We start from the raw sequence: 17,882 nt of genomic DNA on the forward strand, positions 1-17,882 counted from the left end.
CCGGCGTGTCAGCGTCGAATTCCTGCCCAACGAAGCACACGGGCCCACACGCCCTCGACCGGCGGCTCGGGGCTCGGAGGGGCGGGCGGTGTGGGAGGTGACTGCGGCCAAGGGGGAGAACCGGAGCCCATGTGGGGGCCGCGCGCACCTTCGACCGACGAAGGGTGCATGAATGGCCCGGGCTGTGGCGGGGCGTGGACGAGTGGCACCTCTGGCCCCGCAGGCCGCACGCGCGCCCGCACCGCGGCTTGCTCCCCCGTGTGGAGGCCCACCCCGCACGCCGCACAGTGGACGGCCCCCCTCGGATTGGGCGTGTTGCACATCGCGCAGCGGATCGTCGGGTCGACGCGCGTCTTCCCGGCGGAGAAGTCCTCGTGCTCGTCGCTCGCGACGAGGACAGGGAGCGCGTCGGGCGGCGCGGGCGCGGGCGCCGGCCGGGCGGGCGGGAGAGCGGGGGTGTGGGGAAACGGCGCGGGCCCTCGTGAAGGAGCCGTCTCCGGCCCCGCCTCGGGGACAGCGGGCCTCGACACGCGGGTCACGGCGGTGGCGTCGCGGGGGGGTGGGCGCGACGCACGTACGCGGGTGACGGCGGTCTCTTTTCGCCGCTGGACGCGTGTCTTGGCATCGTCCGAGAAGCCGTCGTCGTACGGGTCGTCCCCGAGATCGGCTTCGAGCTCGGCGCTCACCCCGAGCTCCGGGAGATCCGATGGGTCGAGCCGGAGCGACGCGCGCAGCGCAGCGGCCACGTCGGACATGGCGGCGAAGCGGTCCTTCGGGTCTTTGCGGAGGCACTTCTCGACGGCGCGCTCGAGCGCGAGGGTGATCTCGGTCCCCGGGACCCGAGACTGCATCGGCTCGGGCATCACGTTGAGGTGATTGTGGATCATCGCCGGCATCAGCGGATCCCGGAACGGGTTCGTGCCGGTGACGATCCGGTAGAGCAACACGCCGAGCGAGTAGATGTCCGTGCGCCCGTCGACAGCGCGCCCGAGGATCTGCTCGGGCGCCATGTAGTCGATCGTCCCGACGAGGACCCCGGTGCGCGTGAGGGCCGTCTCGGCCTCCCCCGCCGAGTGCGCCTTCGCGACGCCGAAGTCGAGGACCTTCACGAACGCCGGATCTTGCCCCCGCGACACGAGCATCACGTTCGCGGGCTTGAGGTCCCGATGGACGATCCCACCGCGGTGCGCCGCGTCGAGGGCGTCCGCGATCTGCGCGCCGACGTGCACGGCGAGCTCGGGATCGAGCCGCTCTTGGGTCTGGAGCACCTGCGAGAGGGTCTGCCCCTCGAGCAGCTCCATCACGAAGAACAGATCCCCCTCCTCGCTCCGGCCGAGATCGAAGACGTCGATGATGTTCTCGTGGACGATCCTCGCCGTGTGCTTCGCCTCGCGGAGAAACCTCCCGGTGATGGCCTCGTCGATCCGCACGCCCTCGCGCGTCCGTACGAGCTTGACCGCGACGGGGCGCTGCATGACGAGGTCGAGCCCGCGGTACACGACCCCCATTCCTCCTTGCCCGAGTCGGGCATCGAGGCGGTAGCGGCCGGAGAGGAGTCGCGGGAGCTGCTCGTCCAAGACCTACGAGGATAGCGCGCAATTCGGCGAGGGAGAGAGAACCTTCGCGACCTCGAACGAGCGCTTGGTCAGTCCCGGTAAAGAAGGCGGGCGAGCGTCTCTTTCCGGACCTCGTCCTCGTCGTCGAGGTCGTCCCGGGCCGAGAGGGCGCGGAGCTCGGCGTCGAGCGGGGCGAACTCCTCGAGTGACATGCGCGGCTCACCCCGCGCGAAGTACTCGTACGACTCGCGGTAGTCGAGGTAGCGCTTGTGGACGTCCCGGTCGACCATTCAGCCCGCGCGACGCACGCGCGTCACCTTGGGCTCGGCGGCGACTCGAACGGCAGACGACGGCGCCACCTCTTGCGGCCCATGAAGGCGAGCCTGGTCGAGGATGAGGTCGCACAAGGTCGGATAGTCGATTCCGGCCTGCTCGGCGATCTTGGGGAGGAGCGAGGTCCTCGTCATGCCGGGGAGCGTGTTGACCTCGAGCACGTACTCGTTCTCTCCCTCGGTGACGAGGAGATCGACGCGGCAGGCGCCCGTGCAGCCGAGGGCCTTCGCGGCACGTTCGGCCAGGTTCATGACCCCACGGAGGCGCGTCGTCGGGAGCCGCGGGGGAGCCACGTACTCGGTCGCGCCGGGGGTGTACTTCGAGGCGTAGTCGTAGACGCCGCTCTTCGGGCAGACCTCGATCGCGCCGAGGACACGGCCACCGAGGAGCGCCACGTGCACCTCCATGCCCTTCACGAATCGCTCGACGAGGACCGAGTCGTCGTGGTCGAGCGCCGCGCGGATACCCGCGGCGAGCTCGGGGAGGTCCTTCGCGATCGCGAGCCCGACGGACGAGCCCTCGCGGCGGGGCTTGACGACGGCGGGAAAGCCGAAGCTCTCGTGGGTCTCGGCGAGCCCCTCGAGGGTCGACTCGTCGGCGACGAAGTAGGGCGGCGTCGGCACGTTGTGGAGGCGGAAGAGCTCCTTCGCCTTGAGCTTGTCCATCGCGAGGGCCGACGCGAGCACGCTCGAGCCAGTGTACGGGATACGGAGCAGCTCGAGGAGGCCTTGCACGCAGCCGTCCTCGCCGTAGCGACCGTGGAGCGCGAGAAACGCGACGTCGATGCGGGCCTTCACGATGGCCTCGGCGAACGTCTCGGGACGATCGAGGACGATGCGAACCACCTCGTGACCGAGCGACTCGAGGGCCTGTGCGACCCCGTCGCCCGACCGCAGCGAGACCTCGCGCTCCGCGCTCGCGCCACCCATGAGAACGCCAATTCGTCCGCCGATCTTTTTCATCGTGTCACCTCGCGGGGCCCGTGATTCACGTCCCAAGCCACCCGAAAACTCCAACGATTTCGTGCAGTATGGGCGACCCGCTGTGTCACGCTGGACACGGAGGGCTGCCACGCCCACCGCCGGCTCGAGGCCGAACGAAGGGCACTTTTTCCCCCTATCAAGGTCGCTCGGAAAGGGTCAACTTTCCGGCTTCGATGGCGTGGCCGACCTGCGGTCGTCCCTTCGGCCTGCAGAGGTCAGTCGATCTCGACGAGGATGGCGGTGATGTTGTCTTTGCCACCGCGCTCGTTCGCGAGGTCGATGAATTTTCGTACGGCGTTCTCTTGGCCGAGATCGACCACGGGGCACACGTCCTCGTCTTTGAGGTAACCGTGGAGCCCGTCGCTGCAGAGGAGGAACCGGTCCCCCTTTTGAAGCTCGACGAGGCCGGTGTCGACCTGCACGTAGTCGCGGTTGCCGACGGCGCGCGTGATGACGTTGCGGTGGGGAGAGCGCTGCGCCTCTTGGGGCGTGATGAGGCCCTGCTTGATCTGCCACGCGATGAGCGTGTGATCTTCGGTGAGCTGCTCCACGGTGCCGGCGCGCGTGCGGTAGATGCGGCTGTCGCCGACCTGGGCGGTGATCGCGAAATCGCCGAGGACGAGGAGGGCGCTCACGGTCGTCCCCATGCCGCTCTTGCCGCGGTCCATCTCCGCCATCGAGAAGACCATGTAGGTCGCGGCTTGGATGGAGCTCTCCATCACGCGGAAAGCGGCGCGCACCATCGCCTCGTCGGGCGGGCTCGTCAGCTCGCGCAGGTTCGGGATCCCCCGCTTGACCATGCCGTACACGGTCTCGACGGCCTCCTGGCTCGCGATTTCGCCAGCCGCGTGGCCGCCCATTCCGTCACCGACGATGTAGAGGCCGAGGCCGTCGTCGAAGAAGTAGGCGTCCTCGTTCGACTTGCGTTTGCGCCCGACGTCGGACAGCCCGAAGCCCATTCGCTTGAACTTGCGGGCCCCTTGGGGTGCGGCGGGGGGTTGACTGGTGCGCGGAGGCTCCATGGCAGGGATGGAACTATACCCGGAGTCCTCTCGAGAGGGCGTGAAATCGGGAGCTACCCCGCGGAGAGAGGGATTTTTGAGGGCCAGGCAACGGCCGACCCTGCCGCCCGGACATGCGTTTCTCCGACACGTTCTCCCGGACCCCCTGCCCGAAGCGTCCCCTCACCCTCCCCAGCGCGCCCGTCCACAGTCACTTTACGCGCCAACCATAAAAACGGGCGGCATCGCGGGTGCGCGCGTCGCACGAAGATCGTCGCGTTGATTTAGTCTCTCGGCCGTGAGCCCCCCCCTCCCTTCCCCGGCGTCGCGCGGCCTCCGCGAAATGGCCCTCGCGACCTTCGTCTTGGCCACCGTGGCGATGCTCGTCCTCGTGCTGCCGACGTGGCTGCTCGACGTGCTCCTCGCGGCCAACGTGACGCTGTCGGTCGCGGTGATGGTGATCGTGCTCTACGCGCGCGACACGGCGAGCCTCTCGGCCTTCCCGACGGTGCTCCTCCTCACCACCCTGTTTCGCCTCGCGCTCAACGTCTCGTCGAGCCGGCTCATCCTCCTCCAGGGGGACGCCGGCTCGGTGATTCGTGCCTTCGGAGGGTTCGTCGTTCGAGGGAACGTGCTCGTGGGCGCCGTGGTGTTCGCCGTGCTGACCATCGTGCAATACGTGGTGATCGCCCGAGGGGCCGAGCGCGTCGCGGAGGTGTCGGCAAGGTTTTCGCTCGACGCGCTCCCGGGCCGCCAGCTCGCCATCGACGCCGAGCTCCGCGCCGGGACCATCTCCCCCGAGGAGGCGCGGGCGCGGCGCGAGGAGCTCGGCCTTCGGAGCCAATTCTTCGGCGCCATGGACGGCGCGATGAAGTTCGTGAAGGGAGACGTCATCGCGACGGTCGTCATCGCCATCGTCAACGTCGTCTTCGGCCTCGTCGTCGGCGTGGCCCAGCGCGGCCTCCCGATCGAAGAGGCGGTGGCGAAGTACGTGCTCCTCGCGGTGGGCGACGGGCTGGTCTCTCAGGTTCCGGCGCTCGTGCTCTCGACCGCCGCGGGCATCCTCGTGACCCGCACGGCGAGGGCCGAGGTGTCCCTCGGCGACGAGCTCGTGGCCCAGCTCGCGGCCTCCCCTCGTGCCCTCGCGACGACCGGCGTCTTCGTTCTCCTGCTCGGGCTCGTCCCGGGTCTCCCGCTCGCGCCCTTCGCCGCCCTCGGGCTCCTCTCCCTCGCCGCCGCTTGGGGCGCCGGAGCCCGCGCAAAAAGCACCCACAAAGCTTCGGAATCAAAACGTTTTCTTGCACAGGTGAAGCCGATCTCGATCCGTGTCGGCCCTGGGCTCTTCGCCTCCTCCGGCCGAGCCATCGACGCAAGGCTCGAGGCGCTCCGGGACAGCCTCTTCGCCGAGCTCGGCCTCCCCCTCCGCCCCATCGCCTGCGAGCCCGTCTCGACCCTCGGGACGAACGAAGCCGCGATCGCGCTCTTCGAGGTGCCCCTCCTGCGGCTCACCCTCGCGGACCCCAAGTCTGCCGCGGACGACGTCGCCCGCGCGGTCGAGGCCGTCGCTCGAAAGCGCGCGGCGGAGCTCCTCGGCCCGGCGGACGTGCAGCGCATGCTCGACACGATTGCGGGCGAGTCTCCGATCGTCCGGAGCTCCGTGCCGAAGCCGATCTCCGTGAGCCTCCTCACGGACGTGCTCCGAAGGCTGCTCGACGAGGGGGTCTCGTGCCGCGATCTCGAGGGGATCCTCGGGGCCATCGCGCCTCGTGCGGGCGACGAGCGAGATCCACGCGCGCTCGCCGACGTCGCCCGGGGCCATCTGCGGCGCGCCATCACCCACAAGCTCACGCAGGGCGCGAGGGAGCTCGACGTGGTCCTCGTCGACCCGCTCGTCGAGGACGCCCTCCGCCGCGGCACGGCGCGCCAAGGCGCCGAGACCGTGCTCGCGCTTCCCCCCGCGCAGCTCCGCGACGTCACGGCCGCCCTGCTCCGCGCGGTGAGCGAGTGCCGGGAAGGCGGCGCGGCCCCCGTCGTGCTCTCGGCCCGCGACACGCGCCGCTTCGTCCGCACCCTCCTCGAGGTGGACGCCCCCGACGTGGCCGTCGTGAGCGACGCCGAGCTGCTCCCCGAGGTCGCCCTCAGGGCACGCGCGCGCGCCCACCTCGCCGGGCTCGGCTGAACCGCCCGGCGCGCGACGTCACTTCATCACGCGGGTGACCTTCGGGCGCGGCATCGCGCCGAGCTTCTGCACGAGCTGGCGAGCCTCTTTCTCGAGCAGAGGATGGATCTTCTTCTGCCCGACGAACATGCCGAGGAGCTGCACGTTGATGTCGGCGAGCTTGCGGAGGGCGCGGCCGACGCCCTTCTGATCGGAGAGCGCCGCGTACGCGAAGGCACGCGCGCGCCACATCTGGGCGCGCAGCTCCTCGTGCTCGGGGTCGTCGGGGTTGAAGAGATCGAGCGTGTCGAGGGCCTTCTGGGCCTGCCCCGTGCGCGCCCACGTCTCTCCGGCGACCGTGGCGAACATCACGCGAGTCTTCGGCTCTTGCTGTTTGTCGAGCTCGAGCTTCTCGACGAGGGGCTTCGCCTCGGCCGTCTCCCCGTGCGTGAGGTGGATCATGGCGCGCATCGCGCGGACCTGGCCGGCGATCGGCGCGAGCTGCTTGTCGAGGTCGATGGACTCGAGCGTGGCTTGCGCCTTGCGCGGATCTTCCTGCATCTCGAGCTGCGCGCGGGCGAGGAGGGCCTGCGTATCGCCCTTGCCGAACTTCTCCGAGATGGCCTTGAGGGCTTCTTTTCGGCCTTCGTCGGTGTCGGCGCCGCGCACGAGCTCGCCGAGGGCGACCGTCTTCTTGACGTACCGGTCGAGCCAGATCGACACGCCCACGGCCAAGACGAGGACCGCCGCGAACACGCCCTTCGCGTAGTTCCCGTAGGGAGGAGGCACGATGAAGGCGACGACGCCGAGCACGGCCACCACGCCCGCGATGCGGAGGTAGACCTTCTTCAGGTCGACCGGGGGCCGAGTCTCTTCTTTCGGCTTCGATAGATCGCGGATTTCCTTCTGGATTTCGGCGGTGCTCTTCTTCTTCTGGCCCTTCTTGGAGGCCTCGGCGCGCTCGATGCGCGCGGCGAGGCCCGAGCCGATCGCCTTGGAGTCGCCCTTTTTGTCGGCCTTCTTCTCGATCGTGTCTGCCACGGCGGGGGCTCTAGCCGGTAGGCGCACGCCCTGCAACCGCGCCGACGGCCGCGGCTCGAAATACCGGCGTTTGCCCGCTCACGGCGCGGGCGGAGGGGGTGCGGTGAGCGGCTCCCCCTTCATCTCCGGGTCCGAGTCTTGGGCGATCTGTCGGAAGTGCGCGAAGAGCGACAGCGCGATCGACATGCACGGGACGGCGAGGAGCGCGCCGGCCGTGTGGAAGAAATGCTCGCCCACGAGGAGCGAGAACACCACGAGGACCGGGTGGATTTTGGCCGCGTCGCCCATGATCTTCGGGTTCAGGAAGTTCGCTTCGACCTGGTGGATCCCGACGATCCAGGCGAGCACGAAGAACGCGACCCCGGGGCTCTGCGTGAGGCCGAGCGCCACCGCCGGGACGGAGCTCGCGATGCTCCCGAAGATGGGCACGAGGGAGAACACCGTGGCGACGAGCGCCATCACGGGCCAATACTTCAGGCCGACGATGGCGAACCCGATCGCCGAGAGCACGCCGTTCACGAGGCAAATGATGAGCTGCCCGCGGACGACTCCGGAGAGGCCGCGGTCGATGCGCGCGACGAGCACGTCGAACGAGGGCCGGCTCGAAGGCCGCACGAGCGAGCGGAAAAACTCGTGGATCTTCTCGCGCGTGAGCATGAGGTACGCGGCGAGCATGAGCGTGATGCCGAAGACGAAGATGCCCCGGCTCACGGCGGCCACGATGTCGCGACCGACCTTCACGAGCTCGCCGGCGTGCGTGCCGGCGTAGTCGAGGCTCTTCTTCAGGCTGCCCGAGATGGCCTTGTTCAAGTCGAAGCGGGCCTTGGGCTCTTCCTTCGTGGGCTGCACGACGAACCCGTTCTTCTCGGGCATCACCGCGAAACCACTACCGATTTCGATCTCGTAGCGGCCGTCGGGGAGAGGCTTCACCACGGCCGCCGGGGGGCGCTTCTCGGGGGGTGGCTCGTCGTCTGCGGGGGCCGGCTCGGCCGACACGAGACCCGCTGCCCGGAGCTTCTCTTGGATCTTGGGCACCCACTCCGAGTTGGCTTTCTGCGCGAGGGCCGGCAGCTCCTTGCGAAGGCCCCCCACCTCGCGCCCCATACGTGGCGCGATCGCCCACAGGAACCCGAAGAGCGAGCCGAGCACGATGGCGTAGACGAGCAGGATCGCCGCCGCGCGTTTGACCTTCTTCTTCTCGAACCACGCCACGAACGGCGTGAGCACGTAGGCGATGACGAGCGCGAGGACGAACGGAAGCAGCACCTCGCGCGCGGCGACCACGACGGTGACGACCGCGACCGCGGAGACGGAGAGAAATACGGGCCGAAGCAGGCTCTTTTTGGCCGGTGGCGTGTCTTGGCTCATCGTGCGGTCTCGCCACGAAACCACGACTTCGCGCGCGGTGCGAGCCCCGCGAGCGGTGCCTTCGGAAAGTCGGCCGAGCCCCCGCGTGGCCGGGCCCATGCTGGGCGTACAAAGCGGACGGGCCGCCCCCTTTCGGAGAGCGGCCCGTACGTGGACACGAGGGTCGAACGACGATCAGTCGTCCTTCTTGTCGATCGTGAGGTTGCCGAGCTTCTGCTTGATGAGCTCGCCGATGGTGTTGCCCTTCGACTCCTCGGTCGCCTTCTTGGGCATGTTGGTCTCGCGCGGGGCCTGCTTCTGCGGGGCAGCCGCGGCCTCACCGATGCGCATGGAGAGCGTCAGGCGACGATCCTGCGTGTCGATGTTGGCGATCTCGGCCTTGAGCTCGTCGCCGATCTCGAGGGCCTTGGACGTGCCGTCCTCGTTCTTGGGCTCGACGATGTCGCTCGTCGGGATGTGACCCTCGACGCCGTCGCGGATGCGAACGAACACGCCGTAGTCGACCGTCGAGATGACCTTGCAGTCGACGACCTTGGACGGAGGGAACTCCGAGAAGATCGTGGGCCACGGGTCGTCGAAGAGCTGCTTCACACCGAGGCTGACCTTCTTCTCGTCGTGGTTGATCGAGAGGATGATCGCTTCGACGTCGTCGCCCTTGTGGAACATGTCGGCGGGGTTGTTGACCTTGGCCGTCCACGAGAGGTCCGACTTGTGGACCATGCCGTCCACGCCTTCTTCGATGCCGATGAAGACACCGTAGTCGGTGATGCTGCGCACCTTGCCGCCGATCTTGTCGCCGGGGTGGTACTTCTCGGTGAAGAGCGTCCAGGGATCGGGCTCGAGCTGCTTCAAGCCGAGCGAGATACGCTTCGACTTCGCGTCCACTTCGAGAACCTGGCAGTCGAGCGCCTGGCCCACTTCGAGGAGCTTCGACGGGTGCTTGACCTTCTTGGTCCAGCTCATCTCGCTCACGTGGATGAGGCCTTCGACACCCGGCTCGAGCTCCACGAAGGCGCCGTAGTCGGTGATCGACATGACCTTGCCGTGGACCTTCTTGCCCGGCGGGTACGCCTCTTCGGCGTGGTTCCACGGATCCTCTTGCGTCTGCTTGAGGCCGAGCGAAACACGCTCGGTTTCCGGGTTGTACTTGAGGACCTTCACGGTCACTTCGTCGCCGACCTGGAACACCTCGTTCGGGTGGTTCACGCGGCCCCACGACATGTCCGTGATGTGGAGGAGGCCGTCGATGCCGCCGAGGTCCACGAACGCACCGTACTCGGTGATGTTCTTGATGACGCCGCGGACGACCTTGCCCTCCTCGAGGGTCTCGAGGGTCTTGGTCTTGATTTGGTCGCGCTCCTTCTCGAGGAGGACACGACGCGAGAGCACGATGTTGCCGCGCTTCTTGTTGAACTTGATGACCTTGAACTGATAGGTCTGACCAATCAGCTTGTCCAAGTTGCGGATCGGGCGGAGGTCCACCTGCGAGCCGGGGAGGAAGGCCTTCACGCCGCCGCGGATGGTGACCGAGAGGCCGCCCTTCACGCGCTGGCTGATGGTGCCTTCGATGAGCTCGTCGCGTTCGCACGCGCTCGAGATCTCGTCCCAGACCTTCATCTTGTCTGCTTTCTCCTTGGAAAGCATGACGAGGCCGTCGTCGTTCTCGCGGGACTCGATGTAGACGTCGATGCGGTCACCCGGCTTGACGGTGACCTCTCCCGAGCCATCGGCGAACTCGGAGAGCGCGATCATGCCTTCGCTCTTGCCGCCGATGTCGATGACCACGTTGTCGCGCTGGACGGCGACGACGGTGCCTTGAACGATTTCGCCTTCTTTGCCGAAGTCTCCGCCCTGGAGGCTGGCTTCGAAGAGAGCCGCGAAGGAATCCATTCCTCCGCCGGTCTGGGTGATGGTTTCGGTGGACATTGTGTGAGGGTTACCCGTGTTCTCAGCCTCGCGCCGGAATGCGCGAGGCGCCTTTCTCCCCACCGGAGGCCCATTGGCCCCTCTCGGGGGGCATGGCGTCTAGCTCACGTGCCACGCGCGGTCAAAGGGGTTTCGGCAAAAAAACCGGTCGACGAGGGCCCCGGCGCGAGCTTTGCGGGAAAGCCGGGGGGCGGAGCGACCCCCTTGCGTACGGTCGACCGAGCTTCCCACGGGCCCGAATCGCGCAGAACATCGTGGCTGGGCGGCGCTTCGAGGTCGGCGATGGATCTTCTTCGCCGCCCGTCCGTCGAACCCGCGCCCGAGCCAAGGGCTCGCCCTTCCCTGTTGTCCTCTCACCGTCACGGAGCCCACCGCATGCGTCGCTTTCCCCGGCTTTCGATCTCGCCTCTCCTCGCCTTCGCCCTCGCGGGCAGCACCTTCGCGACCACGGGCTGCGGCGCGGGTACGACGAGCTACGTGAAGTCGGACGCGGCCCTCGGCCGAATCATCGTGTACCGGAACGGCGTCGCCTACTACGAGCGGGACGCCACGGTCGAGAACGACACCCTCCGGCTCGTGGCCCCGAACGACAAGGTCGACGACTTCTTGAAGTCGCTCACCGTGGTCGACTCGTCCACCGGCAAGCCCGCGCCGGTCTCGTACCCGCACGGCGGCGGCTCGACCATCGACCTCAAGGTGCACCTGCCAGGCTCGGGGCCACACAAGGTGAAGCTCTCGTACGTGACCGAGGCGCCGGCCTGGAAGCCCACGTACCGCATCATGGTCGGGAGCGACGGAAAGCTCGAGCTGCAAGCCTGGGCCGTCGTCGACAACACCTCCGGCGAGGACTGGGAGCAGGTGAAGCTCGGCGTCGGCTCGAGCTCGGCGATGGCGTTCCGGTTCGATCTCCGAGGCTTCCGGTTCGTGCAGCGCCAGCAGCTCCAGGGCGAGCAGCTCTTCGCCGTGGCGCCGCCCTCGGGGGCTTCGGTGTACGGCGGCGGGGACGAGCGGAACATGGGCATGGTGGCCGAGCTGTCGGACGACGCGCTCGCGGCGAACGTGGGCCCGCGCGACCACGGGATGTACGAGAAGCTCACGGCCGAGAGCACGGTCGACATGGAGCGGAGGAAGGCGGCGCCGTCGCGCGCACCGCAGGCTCAGGCCGCGCCGGCGACCAAGCGGGCCACCTCGGGCTCGGGGTCGGGCGCAGGGTACGGGCGCGCGGCCGCCGGCGCCGCCGCTCCTCCTCCGCCGCCCGCCGAGCCCGCGCAGCAGGCTCCCATGCCGCAGAACCAGCTCCAGAACCTCGCCGGACAGCTCCGAGGCAACCAGAACGTCGTCATCATCGAGGGCTTCGCAAAACCGACCGACGGCGACAAACAAACGGCTTCCCTCGACCGCGCGAACAAGGCCCGCGAAGAGCTCGTCCGCCAGGGTGTGGACCCGAACCGTGTCGTGGCCGTGGGGAAGGGCGAAGCCCCCGGCAAGAACGGCGGCGTGCGCTTCGTTCAACAACCCCCGAAACCGGCGACGCCACCGGCCGGCGCAAAGGGCGGCGCCACGACGACGGTCGCCACGGGCGAGGCCCAAGGCCCCGGCGAGCCCGTCGGCACGGCGCACTTCGAGAGCGAGACGTCGATGAGCGTCCCGAAGGGCAGCTCCGCGATGGTCTCGATGTACCAAGGGAAGACCGACGGCAGCGTCGTCTACCTCTACGATCCGGAGTCGGAGCGCGGGAACGGGGACTTCGCGTTCAAGGCGGTGCGGTTCCGTAACCCCACGGATTCGCAGCTCGAATCGGGGCCGGTCACGGTGTACGGAAATGGGCGCTTCATCGGCGAAGGCATCGGAGAGCCCATCCCCGCCAAGTCGATCGCGTTCGTGCCCTTCGCGCTCGACCGGCAGGTGCTCGTCGAGAAGAAGATCGACGCGAAAGACACGGTGTCGCGCATCTTGAGCGCACAGCGCGGTGTGTTCTCGACCGAGACCAAGCACACCCGGAGGACGGCCCTCGTGCTCCACAACCGCGCCGACGAGAAGGCCCTCGTGTTCGTTCGCCACACGGTGCCGAAGGGCTACACCCTCGACGAGAAGCTCGCGAAGGCCGAGCGTGTCGGCCAAGCCCATGTTTTCCCGATCGAGGTCGGGCCGCGCTCCAAGATCGAGCTCGTCATCGAGGAGTCGACGCCGGTCACGCAGACGACGGACATTCGTACGCGCGAGGGCCTCGAGATGATCCGCGCGTTCGTCTCGTCGGACCTCGCGCAAGGCCCCCTCAAGGAGGCCGTGCAGACGATCGTGAAGGAGCAGCTCGAGCTCGCCAACATCGAGCAGCGCAAGTCCACGGCCCGCGAGCAGCTCGGTGAGTACAAGGCCCGGATGGACGAGCTCCACGCCCAGATCGTGACGCTCAAGATGGTGAAGAGCGCGGGCCCCATGATGCAGAGCCTCGAGAAGAAGCTCTCCGAGACGAGCGACAAGGTGTCGAAGATCACGGTCCAGATCGTCGAGCTCGAGGAGCAGGCGATGGTCGCTCGCATCAAGCTCCAAGACTCGATCGCCGAGCTCACGATGGGCGACGACGCGAAGAAGAAAGACGAGCCCAAGAAGGACGACAAGAAGAAGGACGAGAAGGCTGGGCCCGCCAAAAAGGCCTGAAGATACGAAACGTTGCGTGCGCCCGTGCCGAGATCAGGGCACGGGCGCCGCGCCGGCGTCCGGTCTCGACGGGAGCGGGGTGCCCCCCAGCAGCTCGGCCACGTCGATGTTCTTCAGCGCGGCGACGAACGCGGCGGGCGCTTCGGCGCGGAGGCGCACGACGGTGCCCTCGCGGACCACCGTGGCTTGACCGAGCCACGCGAGCGGACCTTCGAGGCGACGCGCGAACGCGCTCACCACGCGCGTCGCGGTGTTCTCGGCCCACGCCGCGGCGTCGACGTCGGCGTAGCGGAGGAGCAGCATCACCCCACCGCGACCGGGGCGGAGCATCACGCGCGCGTCGACGAGGCGCCGGCCGAGCGCGAGCTCCCCCTTCTCGAGGCGAGGCACACGACGCACGAGGCTCGCGCCGTCCATGCGGAGCTCGAGGAGAGCCTCGGGGTCGAGGTCGAGGCGGGCGCGACGCGGGCGTGCGTCGGCGAAGATGCCGCGTGCACGCGAGACCGCGCGCCCCGACGCCACCACCCACGTGCGCTTCGGGAGCACGAAGAGCGAGATCGGCTCGTCGGCGTAGCCCTCGTGCTCGGTCACGTCTCCCCTCGCCCTCCCCGACTTGAAAAGCAGCTTGCCGTCTCCGTCGAGCATCTTTTCGGGGACGAGGTCCGCGCGGACGCCACGCAGCACCACCACGCCGCCCCCCACGTCGAGCACGTCCGCCGAGGACGGCGCGTCGTCGACGGCGATGTGGACCTCGTCTGCCGACTCGAACGCCTCGAGCTCACGTGTCCCCGTGACCCCACGCGACGCCGCGAGCCTCGACAGCGTCTGGACGATCGGACCCCAGACCTCGTCACGGCGGAGCGCCATCGGGCGCATCGCGAGCACGATGGGCGAGCTCGGCTCGACGACGGCGTCCGCGTCGATCGGGGCCGGCGCGGCGGCTCGTTGCGGCCCGCCCGGCTCGCGGCAGCCCTCGGCCGCCGTCCCGGCGAAAATGCCCAACACGACGAAGGAGAGGGTGGCTCGGACGGCGCCGCGCCGGGCTCTCCCGCGCCAAGGAGACGAGCTCGGCTCGTGCGCCACGCGCGGCCCGCTACCCTTCGAGCTTGGCGCGGACGGTCGTGAGCATCTCGGCCACGACACCGTCGAAGTCGAGCGCGGACGAGTCGACGAGGACGGCGTCGGCGGCGCGACGGAGCGGGGCCACCGCGCGGGACTCGTCTTGATGGTCGCGGGCGCGCACGGCCTCGAGCGTCTCCTCGTAGGTCGGCGCGTTGCCCTTCTGCACGAGCTCGGCGTGGCGCCGCTGGGCGCGGACCTCGGGGCTCGCGGTAAGGAAGAATTTCAGCTCGGCGTCCGGGAAGACCACGGTGCCGATGTCGCGCCCTTCGAGCACGACCCCACCCTCGGCCCCCGCCTGACGCTGGATACCGAGCAGCGCCTCGCGCACCTTGGGGTGCACCGACACCTCGCTCGCCCCGATGCCCATCTCGGGCGTGCGGATCTCGTCGGAGACGTCGTCGCCCTCGAGCACCACGCGCATGCCGAGCTCCGCGTCTCGTCGAAAGACGAGCGCCTCGCGACCGAGCAGATCGGAGGCGAGCTGCGCGACGGCGGCCCCGTCCTTTCGATCGATGCCACGGCGGGTCGCCGCGAGGGCGACAGCGCGGTAGATCGCGCCCGTATCCACGAGCAAAAACCCCAAGGCTTTTGCAAGGTTACGAGCGACGGTGCTCTTCCCCGCGCCTGCGGGGCCATCGATGGCAATGACCGGTTTGGGGCGGCTCACGAGGCCCCTTTAGCCGACCTCGTCGAACATGAGAAGCCCCGCGCGGGCGCTTCGTGGGCCGACGACGGATCGTGGGTCGGCCTCTTTCCTACCCGGAGCGCTTGCGGTGGCCGCGCGCGCTCATTCCCCGTCGTGGACGTCGAGCGTGGCTCCGAGCGCGCGGAGAGTACCGATGAACCGGGGGAAGCTCGTCGCGATGCACCCCACGTCGTCGATCGTGGATGGCCCGTCCGCGAGGAGCCCGAGGACCGCGGCCGTCATGGCGATGCGGTGGTCCCCGCGGCTGTCGACGCGGCACGCCCGGAGGGGCGCATCCGTGCCTTGGATCTCGAGGCCGTCCGGGAGCTCCTCGCAGACCACCCCGAACGCCCGGAGGACCTCGGCCATGGTCGCGATGCGGTCGCTCTCTTTCACGCGCAGCTCTTCGGCGTCACGGATGCGGGTCGTGCCCGAGGCGCGGGCAGCGAGCGCGCAGAGCACCGGGATCTCGTCGATCGAGCGCGGCACGAGCTCGCCGCCCACGTTCGCTCCACGCAGGGGCGCGTGCCACGCGAGCACGTCGGCCACGGGCTCTCCCCCTCGGTCGCCGAGCGGCCTCACCTCGATGCCCGCCCCCATGTCCCGCGCGATCTCGAAGAGCCCGGTGCGCGTCGGGTTGCTGCACACGGCGCGGACCGTCACGTTCGAGCCCGGGACGAGGTTCGCGGCGACCTGAAGGAAAGCGGCGGCCGAGGGATCCCCCGGGAGGTCCACTTCGAACCCCGGCATTTGGCCGTTCCAGCCCGCCGGGTCGAGCGAGACGACGGAGCCCACCGTTTGGATCGGCACGCCGAGGGACGAGAGCAGGCGCTCGGTGTGGTCCCGAGACACGACCGGCTCGTGCACGACCGTCTCTCCGTGGGCGTAGAGCCCCGAGAGCAAGATGGCGCTCTTCACCTGCGCGCTCGCCACCTCCGAGGAGTGATGGAGCGCGCGTAGGGGCGCGTCCTCCGAGCAAGGGCCGACGACGAGCGGCGCGGTGATGTCCCCCGCCCGCTTCGGGTGAGGCGCGCCCTCGATGCGCGCGCCGCGCTCTCGGAGTGGCTTCGCGACACGCAGCATGGGCCGCCGCGAGAGCGAAGCATCGCCCACGAGCGTGCTCACGAACGGCTGCGCCGCGAGCAGGCCGCAGAGGAGCCGCATCGTGGTGCCCGAGTTGCCGCAGTCGAGCGCGTTCTTCGGCTCCCCGAGCCCGAAGAGCCCGACCCCTCGCACCCTCACGACGCTCGAGGTGCTGTCGTCGAGGCCCTCGATGGGCACGCCCATGGCGCGGAGGGCGTGGCCCGTCGAGACGTTGTCCTCCCCGTGCGAGAACCCGCGAATCTCGCAGGTTCCGTTCGTCAACGCCGCGACGAGGAGGGCGCGGTGACCGATGCTCTTGTCGGACGGTACGGGGACGCTCCCCACGAGCGGCTTCGATTGGGGTTGGACGACGAGCCTTTGAGCCATCGTTCCAGGCTACATCGACCGAGCGCCCCGGGGATCCACGAACCGAGGCCGCCCCGAAGGGGCAACGGCCCGGCCCCGCGACACACGCGGGGAAAGCACCGAATTCGTTGGTCTTTTCGAGCCTTTTTGGGCTTACGCGCCCAGGATCGAGGCGAGCAGCAGGAGGAGCGCGGCGTCCGCCGTCGACGCGGCGATGCACCACATGCCGTACTTGCGGGCCGCGGCGCGCCCCCCGTGTTTGATCAGCATGAAGCCCACGAAATTCGCCCCCATGCCGAAGAGCGCGAGCGCCGCGAGGACGAGGTAGAGCCAGCTCGTCCCGAAGATTCGGTAGACGAACAGCATGAAAAACGCCGCGTGAGCGACCCCGCCTGCCGTAGCGAGCGCCTGCGCCGCCTTCTCGAGGCCCGTGGAACGTCCGAACATGACCAAACTCCTCGTGTGCCGGGCCCGGGTCGCGCTCGCGCGTGGCTCGCGGGTCCTATCGGGAGAGCATGGGGCCTCGCGGGCCACGACGCAATCGCCGAAACGAGCCCGGGCTGCAGCACGCCGGGCTCAGCGCAGGCCGAGCCACTGCGGCAGGCCCTGAGCCATCGTGCGGAGGCTCTGGTCGTCGACCGAGATGCGCACCTGCACGTCGGTCTTCTCGGTCGTCACTTTGAAGTCGCGGAACTGGAGGCCGATGAGGGCGAAGATGCGCGCCGTGGCGGCGGCGTTGTTGAGGGCCTGCGCCGCTTGCCCCGCTTGCCCTTCGTCCGCGTAGCTCAGGGTGCCGGCGAGGTTCGAGCCAGGCGCGTTGAAGTCCATGAGAACACGAGCTTTTTGGGCGCTCGTCAGCCACGGCAACGGGAGCTGTTTGAGGGACTCCGAGGCGCCCGGCTGGGACTGGGCGTCCGCGGCGATGGAGAGGACGGCCCCGTGCATCTTGAGGGTCTCGTCGACCCACGGGGGGGCGTCGTGTTTGATGCGGCCATCCCGGATGCGGTCGAGCACGCGGCGAATCCCCGTCTCGGTCCCCGCGACGGCCGTCTTCGGTGTGAGGACCGTGATGCCGACGTTGTCGACCGTGTAGACGTCACGCCCGGCGTACTGGGACGCGACGATGGCCGAGCCCGAGCGCGCGCGCATGTGGGCGTCGGCGGCCGCCTTCATTTTGGCGGCGTCGAAGTGACCGGTCAGCACGGCGGCGACGTCGGCCCCTTGGGTCGAGTAGATGCCGACGTGAGCGACCTCGAGGTCCCGCGAGGGGAGAAAACCGGCCTCTTCGCCGAGGGGCGAGCCCTTCTCGGCGGCCTTGGCGAGGTCGGGCCCGAACGATTGGCTCGCGAAGAAGGCCTTGGCGTCGAGTCGGGCGTAGGCGATCGCGGACGAAGGCAGCAGAGCGACCGGGTCCGAGTCGAGGTCGACCTGGGCGCTCGGCGCTTGGGCGGGCTCGCCCCCGCAGCCGACGAACGGCACGGCACCGAGGACGAGGGCCAGGGGGACGACGAGCTTCGAGAGCGCAGTGCGGATCATCTTCGTCTCGACGGTACCAGCTCGGCCCGGACGCCTGTCAAACCGTACGCACGGGCCCGGAATTCC

The 17,882-nt window shown here is 68.9% G+C and carries 14 protein-coding genes; 2 read left to right on the plus strand and 12 right to left on the minus strand.

Annotated elements, in window-relative coordinates:
- Positions 1-8 precede the first annotated feature (8 nt).
- The 4 genes from IPK71_22690 to IPK71_22705 all read right to left on the minus strand — a co-directional run bounded on the left by IPK71_22690 (position 9) and on the right by IPK71_22705 (position 3,831).
- On the minus strand, positions 9-1,577 hold the full coding sequence (locus IPK71_22690) for a serine/threonine protein kinase (GenBank protein MBK8216548.1): 1,569 nt from the start codon (positions 1,575-1,577) through the stop codon (positions 9-11).
- Between the two features lie 68 nt (positions 1,578-1,645).
- Positions 1,646-1,846, minus strand: coding sequence for a hypothetical protein (locus IPK71_22695; protein MBK8216549.1), 201 nt, complete (start codon positions 1,844-1,846; stop codon positions 1,646-1,648).
- Complete coding sequence (locus tag IPK71_22700) at positions 1,847-2,851, minus strand: D-alanine--D-alanine ligase (protein ID MBK8216550.1); 1,005 nt, start codon at positions 2,849-2,851, stop codon at positions 1,847-1,849.
- A gap of 236 nt (positions 2,852-3,087) precedes the next feature.
- Positions 3,088-3,831, minus strand: coding sequence for a serine/threonine-protein phosphatase (locus IPK71_22705; GenBank protein MBK8216551.1), 744 nt, complete (start codon positions 3,829-3,831; stop codon positions 3,088-3,090).
- Positions 3,832-4,171: 340 nt separating this feature from the next.
- Between IPK71_22705 and IPK71_22710 the strand changes: the two genes are divergently transcribed.
- The gene (locus tag IPK71_22710) at positions 4,172-6,052 is read left to right on the plus strand and encodes an FHIPEP family type III secretion protein (GenBank protein ID MBK8216552.1); all 1,881 of its coding nucleotides are present in this window, start codon (positions 4,172-4,174) and stop codon (positions 6,050-6,052) included.
- Positions 6,053-6,070: 18 nt separating this feature from the next.
- Here IPK71_22710 and IPK71_22715 read toward each other — a convergent pair whose 3' ends face one another.
- The 3 genes from IPK71_22715 to IPK71_22725 all read right to left on the minus strand — a co-directional run bounded on the left by IPK71_22715 (position 6,071) and on the right by IPK71_22725 (position 10,330).
- Entirely contained in the window at positions 6,071-7,072 is a 1,002-nt protein-coding gene (locus IPK71_22715) for a hypothetical protein (protein MBK8216553.1), read from the minus strand.
- Positions 7,073-7,150: 78 nt separating this feature from the next.
- Entirely contained in the window at positions 7,151-8,440 is a 1,290-nt protein-coding gene (locus tag IPK71_22720; GenBank protein MBK8216554.1) for an AI-2E family transporter, read from the minus strand.
- 174 nt (positions 8,441-8,614) lie between these two features.
- A complete protein-coding gene (locus IPK71_22725) occupies positions 8,615-10,330 on the minus strand; it encodes a 30S ribosomal protein S1 (protein MBK8216555.1) in 1,716 nt (571 codons plus the stop codon).
- A gap of 411 nt (positions 10,331-10,741) precedes the next feature.
- On the opposite strand from IPK71_22725, the gene IPK71_22730 reads away from it, so the two are divergent.
- Positions 10,742-13,024 (plus strand): DUF4139 domain-containing protein, encoded by a 2,283-nt coding sequence (locus IPK71_22730; protein MBK8216556.1) that lies wholly within the window; start codon positions 10,742-10,744, stop codon positions 13,022-13,024.
- Positions 13,025-13,057: 33 nt separating this feature from the next.
- Here IPK71_22730 and IPK71_22735 read toward each other — a convergent pair whose 3' ends face one another.
- The 5 genes from IPK71_22735 to IPK71_22755 form a co-directional block, all read right to left on the minus strand.
- A complete protein-coding gene (locus tag IPK71_22735; GenBank protein MBK8216557.1) occupies positions 13,058-14,029 on the minus strand; it encodes a hypothetical protein in 972 nt (323 codons plus the stop codon).
- Between the two features lie 88 nt (positions 14,030-14,117).
- Entirely contained in the window at positions 14,118-14,813 is a 696-nt protein-coding gene (locus tag IPK71_22740; protein MBK8216558.1) for a (d)CMP kinase, read from the minus strand.
- A gap of 120 nt (positions 14,814-14,933) precedes the next feature.
- A complete protein-coding gene (gene aroA, locus IPK71_22745; protein ID MBK8216559.1) occupies positions 14,934-16,301 on the minus strand; it encodes a 3-phosphoshikimate 1-carboxyvinyltransferase in 1,368 nt (455 codons plus the stop codon).
- 132 nt (positions 16,302-16,433) lie between these two features.
- Entirely contained in the window at positions 16,434-16,727 is a 294-nt protein-coding gene (locus IPK71_22750) for a hypothetical protein (protein ID MBK8216560.1), read from the minus strand.
- A 129-nt stretch (positions 16,728-16,856) separates the two neighbouring features.
- A complete protein-coding gene (locus IPK71_22755) occupies positions 16,857-17,816 on the minus strand; it encodes a hypothetical protein (protein ID MBK8216561.1) in 960 nt (319 codons plus the stop codon).
- Between the last annotated feature and the right edge of the window lie 66 nt (positions 17,817-17,882).

The sequence above is a fragment of the Myxococcales bacterium genome (assembly GCA_016712525.1).
GTDB lineage: Bacteria > Myxococcota_A > Polyangia > Polyangiales > Polyangiaceae > JAAFHV01.